The organism is Flavobacterium anhuiense (assembly GCF_001705175.1).
In the GTDB taxonomy this organism is placed as follows: Bacteria; Bacteroidota; Bacteroidia; order Flavobacteriales; family Flavobacteriaceae; genus Flavobacterium; species Flavobacterium anhuiense.
Map to the genome: position 1 here is coordinate 4,994,572 of NZ_CP016907.1, position 13,627 is coordinate 5,008,198.

General features: G+C 33.2%; 14 protein-coding genes. 4 read left to right on the forward strand and 10 right to left on the reverse strand.

What is annotated here, in order from left to right; translation table 11 throughout:
- Positions 1-96: 96 nt before the first annotated feature.
- From BB050_RS21020 to BB050_RS21055, 8 genes are all read right to left on the reverse strand, one after another.
- Positions 97-486: a GxxExxY protein gene (locus tag BB050_RS21020; RefSeq protein WP_066034996.1), complete on the reverse strand. Its 390-nt coding sequence runs from the start codon at positions 484-486 to the stop codon at positions 97-99.
- A 104-nt stretch (positions 487-590) separates the two neighbouring features.
- Entirely contained in the window at positions 591-1,352 is a 762-nt protein-coding gene (proB, locus tag BB050_RS21025; RefSeq protein WP_066034997.1) for a glutamate 5-kinase, read from the reverse strand.
- A 198-nt stretch (positions 1,353-1,550) separates the two neighbouring features.
- Positions 1,551-2,744, reverse strand: a complete 1,194-nt coding sequence (locus BB050_RS21030; RefSeq protein WP_066034998.1) for a glutamate-5-semialdehyde dehydrogenase — start codon at positions 2,742-2,744, stop codon at positions 1,551-1,553.
- Between the two features lie 99 nt (positions 2,745-2,843).
- Positions 2,844-3,983, reverse strand: a complete 1,140-nt coding sequence (locus tag BB050_RS21035) for an aspartate aminotransferase family protein (protein WP_066034999.1) — start codon at positions 3,981-3,983, stop codon at positions 2,844-2,846.
- A gap of 90 nt (positions 3,984-4,073) precedes the next feature.
- Positions 4,074-5,051 (reverse strand): N-acetyl-gamma-glutamyl-phosphate reductase, encoded by a 978-nt coding sequence (gene argC / locus BB050_RS21040; protein WP_066035000.1) that lies wholly within the window; start codon positions 5,049-5,051, stop codon positions 4,074-4,076.
- Positions 5,044-6,237 (reverse strand): argininosuccinate synthase, encoded by a 1,194-nt coding sequence (locus tag BB050_RS21045; RefSeq protein ID WP_066035001.1) that lies wholly within the window; start codon positions 6,235-6,237, stop codon positions 5,044-5,046. Before BB050_RS21045 ends, argC begins: the two co-directional genes overlap by 8 nt.
- Before the next feature lie 55 nt (positions 6,238-6,292).
- Positions 6,293-6,940: a GNAT family N-acetyltransferase gene (locus BB050_RS21050; protein ID WP_066035002.1), complete on the reverse strand. Its 648-nt coding sequence runs from the start codon at positions 6,938-6,940 to the stop codon at positions 6,293-6,295.
- Between the two features lie 560 nt (positions 6,941-7,500).
- The gene (locus BB050_RS21055) at positions 7,501-9,768 is read right to left on the reverse strand and encodes a M1 family metallopeptidase (protein ID WP_066035003.1); all 2,268 of its coding nucleotides are present in this window, start codon (positions 9,766-9,768) and stop codon (positions 7,501-7,503) included.
- 186 nt (positions 9,769-9,954) lie between these two features.
- Here BB050_RS21055 and BB050_RS21060 point away from each other — a divergent pair, with 186 nt between their 5' ends.
- From BB050_RS21060 to BB050_RS21070, 3 genes are all read left to right on the forward strand, one after another.
- Positions 9,955-10,806: an aldose 1-epimerase family protein gene (locus BB050_RS21060; protein ID WP_066035004.1), complete on the forward strand. Its 852-nt coding sequence runs from the start codon at positions 9,955-9,957 to the stop codon at positions 10,804-10,806.
- Between the two features lie 8 nt (positions 10,807-10,814).
- Positions 10,815-11,363, forward strand: a complete 549-nt coding sequence (locus tag BB050_RS21065) for a GNAT family N-acetyltransferase (protein WP_008463110.1) — start codon at positions 10,815-10,817, stop codon at positions 11,361-11,363.
- Between the two features lie 107 nt (positions 11,364-11,470).
- Positions 11,471-12,025: a DUF3575 domain-containing protein gene (locus tag BB050_RS21070; protein WP_066035005.1), complete on the forward strand. Its 555-nt coding sequence runs from the start codon at positions 11,471-11,473 to the stop codon at positions 12,023-12,025.
- Between the two features lie 3 nt (positions 12,026-12,028).
- Here BB050_RS21070 and BB050_RS21075 read toward each other — a convergent pair whose 3' ends face one another.
- Positions 12,029-12,253 carry a VF530 family protein gene (locus tag BB050_RS21075; RefSeq protein ID WP_066035006.1) on the reverse strand — a complete coding sequence of 75 codons (225 nt, stop codon included), beginning with the start codon at positions 12,251-12,253 and terminating at the stop codon, positions 12,029-12,031.
- Positions 12,254-12,360: 107 nt separating this feature from the next.
- The gene (locus BB050_RS21080; protein WP_008463105.1) at positions 12,361-12,999 is read right to left on the reverse strand and encodes an outer membrane beta-barrel protein; all 639 of its coding nucleotides are present in this window, start codon (positions 12,997-12,999) and stop codon (positions 12,361-12,363) included.
- Positions 13,000-13,135: 136 nt separating this feature from the next.
- On the opposite strand from BB050_RS21080, the gene smpB reads away from it, so the two are divergent.
- Entirely contained in the window at positions 13,136-13,591 is a 456-nt protein-coding gene (gene smpB, locus BB050_RS21085; protein ID WP_008463103.1) for an SsrA-binding protein SmpB, read from the forward strand.
- Positions 13,592-13,627 lie beyond the last annotated feature (36 nt).

Here is a 13,627-nt window from a genome sequence, read left to right on the forward strand (position 1 = left end):
GTTTTCTTTTGTTTTTGTTATTTTTATTTGTTGTCTAAAAATTAGACGCGGATTATACTGATTCGCTATCGCAAAGACGCGGATTTAAACGGATTTTTATACTCTTGTTTTTTTGCTGTTTTCAAAAATTTTTCTTCGAAACTCTGGTTTTGTTCCAAAATTTAGAAGCAAACCTACTTCACAGTCTGTTCCTCTTAAATAGTTTAAAATTTGGTTTTCAAATTCTATAACTATACAATCTGCTGCTTTTAATTCCAAAATAATTAAATCTTCAACAATCAAATCTGCATAATACTCACCTACCTTGATTCCTTTATAATAAACATTGATTTTCTTCTGAGCTTCAACATGTAGGCCTTTATTTTTCAATTCCAAATACAAGGAATTTTGATAAACTCTTTCTAAAAATCCATATCCCAACTCATTATAAACTTCATAAAAAGTTTTAATAATAATATCGGTAAGGTCTTGATGCAATAATCTCATAAAAAAATAAATTTGAATGAAATGTACTACATAAAATTAAAATAAAAAAATCAGTTTAAATCCGCGTCTTCGCGATAGCGAATCCGTTTCATCCGCGTTCCATATCACACAATCCTAGTAAAAGGAATTTCATCTTTTAACGCCTTCAAAATAAAATTATCATTCAGTCCATTGACAATCCATGTTTCGATGTTTGCTGCTTTTGAAATTGCCGCTGCTTCTATTTTTGATTGCATTCCTCCTGTTCCGTGTGATGATTTTGATTCACCGATTTCCTTCTCGAGCGTTTTTAAATCATTTACTAATTTGATCGTTTCCGGATTTTCATCATGAATTGATTCTTTCGTGTAAATTCCGTTTGTATTGGTCGCAATTATAAGAATATCAACATTTAGCAATACCGCTGTTAAAGCCGCTAATTTGTCATTATCTCCAAACCTAATCTCATCTGTAGCAACGGTGTCATTTTCATTGATAATCGGAATGTAATTGTTTTTGACTAATACATTAATGGTATTTACGATATTCTTTTTGGTCTGCTCTTTTTCAAAATCAGAATAAGAAAGTAAACACTGCGACGTATTTAAGCCTAAATCTTTGAAATTCTCATTGTAAATCCGCATTAAATGTGGCTGTCCGATTGAAGCTAAAGCTTGCTTTACAAAAACATCTTTATCTTGATTATCCAGTTTTACAAATTGCTTTGCCGCCGCAATTGCTCCAGAACTTACTATGATAAATTCATATTCATCGTTTAAAGCCGCAATCTGTATTCCAAGATCTTCAATCTTTCCCCGCGAAATATGATTGGTTTCTTTGGTTAAAGTATTACTTCCTATTTTTAATAAAATCCGTTTTTTTGCCATGTCTTTTGTTTTTGCCGCGAAGGCGCTAAGGCACTAAGTTTTTTTTTAAAACCGCAAAGTGCGCAAGGCTTTATATTCTTTGTGCTTACAAACGCTACGTTCGCAAAGCTTTATCTATAATAAATTCCAAATTCTAATAATCTGAAATCAAAAATCGTTAATCATCAATCTAAAATCTGAACTCTAAAATCTAAAATTCTAACGTATTTGTCCTTCTCCGTACACGTACCATTTATTGGTTACCAAATGCTGTAAACCAATTGGGCCTCTTTGATGCAATTTATCAGTGCTTATTGCTAATTCTCCTCCAAGACCGAATTGTCCGCCGTCCGTGAAACGGGTCGAAGCATTTTGGTAAACTGCTGCCGCGTCTATTGATTCCATAAATTGTTGTGCGATTTCATCGTTTCTGGTAATAATTGCTGCAGAATGTCCACCACAATACTTATTAATCTTGTCAATAGCATGTTCCTGAGAATCGATAGTTCCGATTACAATTTTATAATCTAGAAACTCTTCATACCAAATATCTTCATTTTGAATGGTTTTGGTATTTTCAAAATTCTCTAATGATTTATCAACGATAACTTCCACTTTTGATTCTACTAAAGCTTCGATTAACATAGCTGTAAAACCTTCAAAATTTGGAAGTTTAGAACTTATCAAAACTTTATCTAGTGCATTACAAGCCGAAATTTTAGCTGTTTTAGCGTTTAAAATCACTTTTAAAGCCAAATCTGTATCGGCATCTTCATGAACGTAAACAAAATTATTTCCTCGTCCGCTTACGATAACAGGACAAGTTGCATGCGCTTTTACAAATTCAATCAATTTTTCTCCACCTCTCGGAACTATTAAATCGACTTTTTGAGTTGGTTTTTCTAAAAAAGCTTGAGTTTCTGTTCTATTGTAATTCAAATATTCAACCCAATCTTTTGAAACTCCGTTTTCTTCTAAAGCTTTGTGCCAAAGACTTACGATTTTCAAATTTGATTTTAAAGACTCTTTTCCGCCTTTTAATAAAATCTTATTTCCTGATTTGAAGGCAATTCCGCCAGCTTCGATTGTAACGTCTGGACGAGATTCATAAATAATTAAAATCGTTCCGAAAGCAGCGGTTTTATTAACCACTTTAATTCCATTATCATGAGTAAAATGAAAACGCTCTACACCAACGGGATCTTCTTGAGAAGCTAACTGATTAAGCGATAAAATCATTTCATCGACTTTTTTATCATCTACTTTCAGGCGTTCTTCCATCGCTAAATCTGAACCGTCGTAATCGGCAAGATCTTCCTGATTGGTCAAGATTATCTCATTCCGCTCTTGCTCGACCAGCTTTGCCATAGTCTGCAAAACCGCATTGCGTGTTTCAATTGATAATGGTTTCATAATTTCAAGTGGGTTGGTTGTTTTTTGGTTGTTTCTTTTTATAGAAACTTATTAATATCTAACAGGTTTTGGAAACCTGTTAGGATAATAGTATTATGTTTAGTTTTTTAATTCTTCTAAACTTTCTTTTAAAGCTTTTACAAACGTATCAATATCTGCTTTTTTAACAGTCAATGGCGGTAAAATTCTTAATAGATTTTTATTGTTCGCGCTTCCTGTAAAAATATGTTTCTCGATGATTAATTTCTTTCTTAAAGCCGCAACATCAAAATCAAATTCTACTCCAAGCATTAGACCTTTTCCTTTTACTTGTTTGATTCCTGGAACTTCTTTGATTTTTTCTAAGAAATATGCATAAACTTCGTTGACATTATTTTGTAAATCAAGTTTTTCAATTACATCTAAAACTGCAATTCCTGCCGCACACGACAGGTGGCTTCCGCCGAAAGTAGTTCCTAATAATCCGAAACTTGCTTCGAATTTTGGAGAAATCAAAATCGCTCCAACCGGGAATCCGTTCCCCATTCCTTTTGCAACTGAAATAATATCAGCGTTGATTCCGTGATGTTGGAAAGCGAAGAATTTCCCGCTTCTTCCGTATCCTGACTGTACTTCGTCTAAAATTAAAACCACATCGTGTTTTTTACATGCTTTTTCTAAAGCCTGAAAAAACTCAGTTGTTCCCTGGTCTAAACCTCCAACTCCCTGAATTCCTTCGATAATTACTGCTGTAACATCTCCTTTAGCCAATTCAGCTTCGACTAATTCGATTTGATTTAAAGGTAAAAAAGTAACAACTTGCTGTGCGTTAATTGGCGCAACGATCTTTTTATTATCTGTAACCGCAACGGCTGCAGAAGTTCTTCCGTGGAAAGAATTATCAAAAGCTACAACTCTTGATTTTCCGTTATGGAAAGAAGCTAATTTTAAAGCATTTTCATTCGCTTCAGCCCCAGAACTGCATAAAAACAATTCGTAATTTTCAAGACCTGAAAGTTTTCCTAATTTTTGAGCCAATTCAACCTGTAAAGGATTCTGAATAGCATTCGAATAAAAACCTAAATTATCTATTTGATTTTTAAGTTTAGCTACATAATCCGGCTGTGTGTGTCCAATAGAAATCACACCATGACCGCTGTATAAATCTAAATATTCTACTCCTTTGTCGTCAATAATAGTACAATCTACTGCTTTTACTGGAGTTATGTCGTATAATGGGTAAACGTTGAATAAGTTCATTTTTTTTTAGTTTTTGGTTTTTGGTTGATGGTTGATAGTTTAAGCTCAATATTTCCATAAACTATAAACCAACAACCATCAACTATAATATTAAAATCCGCTTGGTTTCAAATGTAAACCTGTGGTTTCTTCTAATCCGAACATTAAATTCATGTTTTGAATTGCTTGCCCTGAAGCACCTTTGGTTAAGTTATCGATAATTGATGTTATGAGAACCCGGTTTCCTTTTTTCAATAAACTAATAATACATTTATTCGTTTGCACTACCTGTTTCATATTGATGTTCGTTGTAGTAACGGTTACGAAAGGTTCGTTTTTATAGAATTCTTCGTATTTAGCAACTAATTGTTCCAAACTATCATCGCAAACTGTATATAAGGTTGCAAAAATTCCTCTTGGGAAATCTCCTCTGTTCGGAATAAAAAGCAATTCGCTGTCAAAATCGTCTTGCAATTGCACTAAGCTTTCTGAAATTTCACCTAAATGCTGGTGTTCAAATGCTTTATAATGCGACATATTGTTGTTTCTCCAACTGAAATGAGAAGTTTCAGAAAGACTTACTCCTGCTCCTGTACTTCCGGTTGTAGCATTAATATGTACATCGTTATTCAACAAATTATGTTTTGCCAAAGGCAATAAAGCCAACTGAATAGCAGTTGCAAAACAACCTGGATTGGCAATATAATTTGTCTTTTTGATTTCGGCTTTATTGATTTCAGGCAAACCATAGACGAAATTTTTTCCTTCAAAATGCGCATCTTTATTCAATCTGAAATCATTTCCTAAATCAATAATCTTAGTATGACTTGCAAACTGATTTTCTTTCAAAAATGAAATTGATTTTCCGTGCCCTAAACACAAGAAAACTACATTCACATTCGGATTGATTTCGGCTGTGAAATTCATTTCGATATCTCCCATCAAATCGTGATGCGCTACAGAAAGTGGCTTTCCAGCATTTGTTGTACTGTAAACAAAATCGATGTTTACTTTTGGATGATACATTAAAATTCTGATGAGTTCTCCGGCCGTATAACCCGAACCACCAATAATTCCGACATTAATCATGATCTAATTTGTTTACAGATGAGAATATGTTTTGTGCATTTCCTAAAATCTTGATAAACCCTTTTGCATCTTCTGATGTCCAAGCATTGTTCATTTCTCCGTACTGACCAAAACCTGTGTTCATCAAATCGTTTGGAGATTCTATTCCGTCAAGTGAGAAATGATATGGTTTTAATGAAACGGTTACAGTTCCATTTACTGTTTTTTGAGTGTCTTGAAGGAAAGTTTCAATGTTTCTCATAACTGGATCTAAGAATTGACCTTCGTGGAATAACATCCCATACCAATTTCCTAGCTGCTCTTTCCAGTATTGTTGCCATTTTCCTAGAGTGTGTTTCTCTAATAAATGGTGCGCTTTGATGATAATTAACGGAGCTGCAGCTTCAAAACCAACTCTTCCTTTAATTCCGATAATGGTATCTCCTACGTGAATATCTCTACCAATTGCATAAGCACTTGCCAATTTTTCAAGAGCTACAATATTATTTGAAGGCTTATCCGTTTTTCCGTTTAAACCAACTAATTCTCCTTGCTCAAAATGAAGTGTTACTTTCTCTTCTCCTTCTTTTTGTAATTGCGATGGATAAGCTTCGCTTGGCAACGGTTGTCCTGAAGTCAACGTTTCTTTTCCTCCAACGCTAGTTCCCCAAAGTCCTTTATTGATAGAATATTGTGCTTTTTCCCAAGAATAGCTTACACCATTTTTTTGAAGATATTCCACTTCTTCTTGTCTTGACAATTTTAAATCTCTAATTGGAGTAATGATTTCGATTTCTGGAGCAATAGTCTGGAAAATCAAATCGAAACGAATTTGATCGTTTCCTGCACCAGTACTTCCGTGGGCGATAGCAGTTGCTCCCACTTTTTTAGCATATTTTATAGCTTCAATTGCTTGAAAAACACGTTCTGCACTAACTGATAACGGGTAAGTATTGTTTTTTAAAACATTTCCGAAAATTAGGTATTTGATAGCTTTATCGTAATATTTATCTAAAATAGTTAAGTTGGCGTGTTGCGCACTTCCTAACTCGTAAGCTCTTTTTTCTATTGCTGATAATTCTTCTGCACTAAATCCTCCTGTATCAACAAGAACGGTATGAACTTCATAACCTTTTTCGTTTTTTAAATATTTCAAACAATACGAAGTATCTAATCCTCCGCTATAAGCTAATACTACTTTTTTCATTTTATATAATTTAGGCTAATACTTTCGTATATAGCAGTTTGAGATTTCTTTTTAATTAAATTTTGAATAAAAAAATAAATGACAAGATTTTGTTTAAGAATAAAGCTTGTTTTATTTTTCTAAGTCTGTTTAAAACAGCCTCATTAAAAGGATGTCTTGGCGGTGTTTTTTGTTTTTCTTTTGGGTCATATAACATTCCCGTACAAAGGCACATTTTATTTTCTTTGCTTTGCAAAATGTGATAATTTGTACATGTTTTACAACCCGCCCAGAAACTCGGATCTGTTGTCAATTCTGAGAAAGGAACTGGTTTATAGCCTAATTCAGAGTTAATTTTCATTACAGCCAAACCAGTCGTAATTCCAAATATTTTAGCATCTGGGAATCTCTTCAAAGAATATTCAAAAACTTTTGATTTTATCTTTTTGGCCAAACCATGACTTCTATAATCTGGATGTACAATTAATCCAGAATGCGCAACGAATTTTCCGTGCTGCCAGCTTTCTATATAACAAAAACCGGCAAATTTTCCGTCTGCCAAAGCAATCATTGCATCACCATTTGCCATTTTTTTCTGAATGTACTCAGGAGTTCTTTTAGCAATCCCCGTACCTCTTAATAAGGCAGACGATTCTATCGTATCGCAAATTTCCTGCGCATACTTAAAATGTTCTTCTTGAGTTACAACAATAGAGATCTTCATTTCAATTATTGAAGTTAGAGTTAAAAATTAAAGCATATTGATTCGTTTGAAATCCAGAATTGAATCCAATAAAATTAAGCAAAAAAGAAGTAACACCTTCAAAATCAAAACATTGATTAAGAAAATTTACAAAATAATAAATACTTTTAGGATATGTTTGTCCAATGGACAAATTATGTGATTTCAAAATGAAAAATGGGTATGAATAAATATACGGCTATAAAACTCAGTGAACACTATAGAGATAGCGTCCGTACTTCGGGAGAAGTAATCGGTGAGTTTGTCCGTGACAAAGAAGTTATATGTAAACTTATTTTATTCATCGGTGCAAAAGTACATCTTTTTTTTATTCACAAAACAAAAAATTAAATTTCTAACATTTTTTTGACGTTTTGTTGTTTTTTAAAGATTTTAAAACTCTAAGGTAATGAGGTTCTAAGGCTTTACTTTTAACTTGAACGAACTAAAAACTTGAAACCTGAACTTGAAACTTAAAACAAAAGAAAAAACCCGACAGTTAAAATAACTATCGGGCTTTAAAATTTTCTCTATTATTCTAATTACTTTCTAGTAAAAGGTATTACTTGACCATTTGAAAGTATCAAATCGAAACCGTTTTTAGCTTCGTTAAATTTAAGTTTTAAGCCAGCTCTAGCAGATTCGAATGTATCTTTTTCGTTTGCGACAGGCTCTAATGCAAATTTTGGATAATTAGGAAGTTCTGCATTTAAAACGCTATTTTTCTCTGTCAATTCAATTGTCAGAGGAGATTTTGCAGTAACATAATTACCTAAATATGGATCTAAAATAAGATCTTTTTCTATTTTACCTTTTCCCGCTGTCCAAACATTGTTTGACTCATTATTATCTGGGAAAGCATGGTCAGGATCTAAAGTAATGCTCTCAATTTCTTCAGTTGAATTATGTTTGAAAGACCAAGAGTTATTTCTTTGCCAAATTTCTACAGGTAAATTAACTCTTGTTACTTTTCCGCTCTTTGTTTTAACATCTAACACAATTGGCATTGGCATTTTATCAAAATTCTCAACTGTGATTACAGCACCCTTAGCTGGATCGTTTTTCACATATTTAACTGAGTTAACACCTTGGTCAAAACGCCAGTTGTTTACATACCAGCTTCTCCAGAACCAGCTCAAGTCTTCTCCTGCCACGTTTTCCATAGTTCTGAAAAAATCGTCTGGCTGCGGATGTTTATATGCCCAACGCTCAATATAAGTTCTAAAAGCAGTATCAAAACGTTCTTTTCCTAAGACTTGTTCTCTTAATAAAATAAGACCTGCGCTTGGTTTAAAGTAGCATAACATTCCAATATTAGCTTCTTTCATATTATCAGGAGAACTCATGATAGTTTCTAAATCTGGGCGTGTGAAAGATTCTGCTTCTTGATGTAAATCTGTAGGCTGTTCTTTGTATTCGCCGTTATTAAACGCAGCAGTACTTAAAGAATTGATGAATGTATTAAATCCTTCATCCATCCACGCAAATAATCTTTCGTTTGACCCCACAATCATTGGGAACCAAATATGTCCAAATTCATGATCGGTTACTCCCCAAAGATCTTGTCCTTTAGATTTCCATCCACAGAAAACAATTCCTGGGTATTCCATACCACCTTCATTTCCAGCCACATTTGTTGCTGCTGGGTAAGGATATTCAAACCATTGTTTAGAATAATGCTCAATTGACGCTTTTACATATTCTGTAGAACGTCCGTAAGCACCTTGTCCTGCACTTTCAACAGGATAAGCAGATAATGCCAATGATTTTTTACCGCTTGGAAGATTAATTTTTGCTCCATCTAAAATGAATGCTGGAGATGACGCCCAAGAGAAATCACGCGCATTTTTGATTTTATAATGCCATGTTTTTTCTGTTCCTGAATTACTATTTGCTGTTGCATTAACTTCTTGCTCTGAGCGAATTGTCACCGTTTTATCACTGTTTGCAGCATCTTTATATCTTTTTAATTGCTCAGCAGAAAACACTTCCTGACCGTTTAACAATTCTCCAGAAGCTACAACATAATGATTTCCTGGAACTGTAAGTTTCACATCAAAATCACCATATTCTAAGTAAAACTCAGATGCACCTAAATAAGGAGCCGTATTCCATCCTCGCACATCATCATACACACACATACGCGGATACCACTGTGCAATTGTAAAGATTTTTCCGTTTTTAGTTTCCAAAACCCCCATTCTGTCTGATCCTTCGAAAGGCGCAATAAATGAGAATTCAATTTTAACCTTTACAGAACCTCCTTTTGCAGCCAATGCTTGAGGAAGAAAAATCTGCATTCTGGTATCTGTAACTACATATTTAACATCAACTTCTGTTTTGTTTTTTCCTCCAGAAACTACTTTTACAGATTTAATTTTATTTCCGCCATCAAAAACTTGTCCTTGAGCTCCGTTACGACTTCCTGTTAAAGGCACAACAGCATTTCCTCTAGAATCGTCTTTGAATAAGTTTTGATCTAAATTCAGCCAAAGAAATGATAATTTATTAGGGCTATTATTGGTATAAGTAATTTCATCTGTACCTACAATCTCATTTGTAGTTGCATTTAATTTTGCCGTAATCTGATAATCGGCTCTATTCTGCCAATACTCTACTCCTGGTTCACCGCTCGCAGTACGAGTTGAAGTACCATTTTTAGTGTAAAAATGAGGTCCAAAGGCATCATGGTAATTGTAATTGTTTACTGGATTTGCTGCTGGTGCTGACGGAGTTTGCTGCGCCCATACTGAAGAAATCCCAAAAAATAAAGCCGCGGTTAAAATGGCTTTTGCAGATTGCTTTTTCATATTTTTTAGCTGTTTATGTAGCAAATTAATGAAAAAAAAAGCTATTCACAGAGAAATTTTAAAACATAAATTTAATTTTAGCATAATTTTATCAATAAAATAATTCTAAGCCTTTTTCTTAAAAAACTAAATTTTATAAAATATATTTACATCTATTAAAAAAACATTCATTTTAGATTCAACATTGTGACTACAACTATCTCAAATTCTATATTAAAAGCTTCTATCAAACATGCTGGAGCCGAATTATTTTCTATAAAAGACAATCAAAACAACGAATATATTTGGGAAGGCAATCCTGATTTCTGGGGCAAGCATTCACCTGTACTTTTTCCGATTGTAGGAACTTTAAAAAACAACACCTATACAATCAATGAAAAAGAATATCATTTGCCACGCCATGGTTTTGCACGTGACATGGATTTTGAATTGATTGAAAAAACTGAAAGCAAAGCTGTTTTCTCTCTTAAATCTTCTCAAGAAACATTCGCAAAATATCCTTTTGAATTTGAGTTGCAACTTATTTATACGCTTAGCGAAAATGCACTGGAGCTTGAATACAGAGTAATAAACAATGGGAAAGAAAAAATGCCTTTTTCTATTGGAGCACATCCGGCAATAGCACTTCCTAATAGCTTTGAAAATTATGCGTTTCAATTTGAAAAAGAGGAAAATTTAAAATACTATCTTCTTGAAAACGATTTAATTTCATCTAAGACTAAAGTTTTGGAGACAAAAAATAATGTAATTCCTTTAAATTATGAACTGTTCAAAAATGACGCCTTGATTTTTAAAACATTAGAATCAAAATCATTAACCATTCTTAACAATTCAAAACCCTATGTAAAGGTGGATTATTACGATTTTCCAAGTTTAGGAATCTGGACAAAAGAAAATGCTCCGTTTGTTTGCATCGAACCTTGGCTTGGTTATTCTGATACCGATCAGAATACTGGTGACTTATATAAAAAAGAAGGGATTTTGACATTAGAAGAAAACAAAAATTTCAGTGCAAAATTTAGTATTACAATATTATAAAGTAAAAAATGTTAAATTTTAATTTTACCCCATTTCCAGTAATAGAAACAGAAAGGTTAGTTTTAGACAGGCTTACAGATAAGGACGTACAAGAAGTCTTTGACTTGCGTTCTAATCCTGAGACTATGAAATACATCCCAAGACCTTTAGTGAAAGACCATGAAGACGCTCTGGAACACATCAGAACGATTGATGAAAAAATTGAAACTAATGTTGGCATAAATTGGGCTATTAGACTTAAAGGCAACACCAAATTACTTGGGATTATTGGTTATTATCGAATGCAACCCGAAAATTACCGAGCTGAAATAGGTTATATTCTTTCGCCTGATCAGCATGGAAAAGGAATTATTCCAGAAGCTGTAAAGAAATTAATTACTTTTGGTTTTGAAGATCTAAAACTACATTCGATAGAAGCTGTAATCGATCCCGAAAATTATGCCTCTGAAAAGGTATTACAAAAATGCGGTTTTGTTAAAGAAGCACATCTGAGAGAAGTAGAATTTTGGGACGGAAAATTTTTAGACAAAGTAATTTATTCATTATTAGAAAAGTAAAGTTTTATACTTGTTAAAATAATCTTATAATTAATAGTTCTCAAGCATTATCTGCTATATTTGCGCTCGAAATCAGCTAAAAGGCTGTTTTGAATTCCCAAAAATATATGAAAAAGATATCCGCCTTAATTGTTCTTTTGTTTTGTGTGCAAATGCAAAGTCAGACTTTTGTAAAATTTAATGGAGCAACTGCCTTATTATTAGTTCCAAATATTGGGATTGAAACGAGTATTGGAGAAAAGACTACGTTTAGTGCTGATGTAATGGCTTCTTTTTGGGAATCTTTTAATGGAAATAACCCAATGAAGTTTGTCACCGTTACTCCTGAAATCCGTTACCATTTTAAAGAAAAATACAATGGTTTTTATGCAGGAGCTCATATCGGTGCTGATAAATACGAAATACAAAAATGGAATTACTGGAACAGCAACCGTTACGAAGATGGTTTCGGTTATAGAATTGGAGCTACAGTGGGTTACAATCTAAAATTAAGCGATAAATTTTTACTTGACTTTTTTGTAGGTGGCGGATGGCACCAAGGATTTTATCATGGATATTATAACGACGGAACTCCTGGAAGATATGAAAAAGCAATTCACTGGAATAAAAGCGGTGAATGGCTACCTTACCGTGGCGGTGTTATGATTTCGTATAAATTATAAAAATCAGCTTAATTTAGGAAGCGTTTTAATATAAAGATCCTCTACTTTTTTACGAGCCCAATCTGTTTTTCTTAAGAAAGTAAGACTTGATTTTACACTTGGATTTGAATTAAAACATTTAATTGGAATTAATTCACCCAAAGTATCAAACCCATAATAATCTACTAAAGTTTCAACAATTTTTTGAAGTGTAATCCCATGTAAGGGGTCTTTGGATTGATTTTGCATCTTATACTTTTTAAACAATATTAAAAGACCGTACTTCAAAAAAGTACGGTCTTCCTTTTTCGCAAAATTACTAAATAGAATTTTACATTAATCAAATAAAGAATAAATTAGAATATGAATTTAAATCCGACAGAAACAGGAGAAGTCAAGTTTGGATTACTTCCTGCTAATGCTGTATTGTAAAATGGATCTACATTGGCAACGTGTGCCAAACCAAAATTGGTAACTGTTGTTTTTTCTCCATCCTTCGCTTTAAGTGTTGTAGAAGTAAAATTAGCCAAATCATAAGAGAACTCTACAGAGAAGTTTTTAGTAACAAAATAATCTAAACCTCCTGATACTGAAAGCCCTACCTGATTAACTTTCAACTCACTCTCTTTTTCTTTACCTGTAATAACTGGAATTGCTGCTTGTCCGAAGAAGTATAACGAACCAGCTACATTCCAGTATTTTCTAATTAAAGGCTGAACAACGATTAAATCTGTTTTAGCTGCTGTTCCTGCATCTGTATCGGCTTTGATATTAATATACCCTACACCCGCTCCAACAGCAACCGATGGAGTAACAAATGTACCTACAACTGGAATTACAGATAAATTTGTATTTTTATTGCCTTCATTTTTAGTCTGCTGATAACCAAATTGAGAAGTGGCAAACCAAGCCCCTTTTAATCCTTGAGACGAATCTTGAGCTTTAGCAGTTAAACTGATTAATACGATACTCACTAAGGTAACAATCTTTTTCATTTTTATTTTGTTTTTAATTACAGGACAAACTTATGAGTAAGGTTTCTGCTTAAGACTGATTTAAATCATATATTAAAAGAAAACTTTAATTATCTTTAACTGCAACATTTTTCAATTTTGTCTTACATTTGCAGCTATGATAAAATCAGTCAATATACTTAACAAGAGAGCCCGATTCGATTACGAAATAATCGATACTTATACTGCTGGAATTGTTTTGGCAGGAACAGAAATCAAATCTATCCGCTTAGGAAAAGCCAATATTACCGAAAGTTTCTGCGAGTTTAGCGGCATGGAACTTTTCGCCATTAACACTTATATTGAAGAGTATTCTTTTGGAAACCAATTCAACCATAAATCAAGAAGCGAAAGAAAACTACTTTTAAACAAAAAAGAATTAAAAACACTTCATAAAAATGTTCAGGCAAAAGGTTTAACCATTATACCTTTAAAGCTATTTACCAACGAAAAAGGTTTAGCAAAACTTCAGATCGGGTTGTGTAAGGGAAAGAAAAACTATGACAAACGTGAATCTCTAAAAGAACAAGATACAAAAAGAGATTTGGACAGAATTAAAAAAGCTTACAACTAATAGCAAATTTAATTTCCTCTTAATGATATATTTATA

Coding starts and splice junctions, on each gene's coding strand:
- BB050_RS21020 (WP_066034996.1), bottom strand. CDS start 486: ATGAGATTATTGCATCAAGACCTTACCGATATTATTATTAAAACTTTT.
- proB (WP_066034997.1), bottom strand. CDS start 1,352: ATGGCAAAAAAACGGATTTTATTAAAAATAGGAAGTAATACTTTAACC.
- BB050_RS21030 (WP_066034998.1), bottom strand. CDS start 2,744: ATGAAACCATTATCAATTGAAACACGCAATGCGGTTTTGCAGACTATG.
- BB050_RS21035 (WP_066034999.1), bottom strand. CDS start 3,983: ATGAACTTATTCAACGTTTACCCATTATACGACATAACTCCAGTAAAA.
- argC (WP_066035000.1), bottom strand. CDS start 5,051: ATGATTAATGTCGGAATTATTGGTGGTTCGGGTTATACGGCCGGAGAA.
- BB050_RS21045 (WP_066035001.1), bottom strand. CDS start 6,237: ATGAAAAAAGTAGTATTAGCTTATAGCGGAGGATTAGATACTTCGTAT.
- BB050_RS21050 (WP_066035002.1), bottom strand. CDS start 6,940: ATGAAGATCTCTATTGTTGTAACTCAAGAAGAACATTTTAAGTATGCG.
- BB050_RS21055 (WP_066035003.1), bottom strand. CDS start 9,768: ATGAAAAAGCAATCTGCAAAAGCCATTTTAACCGCGGCTTTATTTTTT.
- BB050_RS21065 (WP_008463110.1), top strand. CDS start 10,815: ATGTTAAATTTTAATTTTACCCCATTTCCAGTAATAGAAACAGAAAGG.
- BB050_RS21070 (WP_066035005.1), top strand. CDS start 11,471: ATGAAAAAGATATCCGCCTTAATTGTTCTTTTGTTTTGTGTGCAAATG.
- BB050_RS21075 (WP_066035006.1), bottom strand. CDS start 12,253: ATGCAAAATCAATCCAAAGACCCCTTACATGGGATTACACTTCAAAAA.
- BB050_RS21080 (WP_008463105.1), bottom strand. CDS start 12,999: ATGAAAAAGATTGTTACCTTAGTGAGTATCGTATTAATCAGTTTAACT.
- smpB (WP_008463103.1), top strand. CDS start 13,136: ATGATAAAATCAGTCAATATACTTAACAAGAGAGCCCGATTCGATTAC.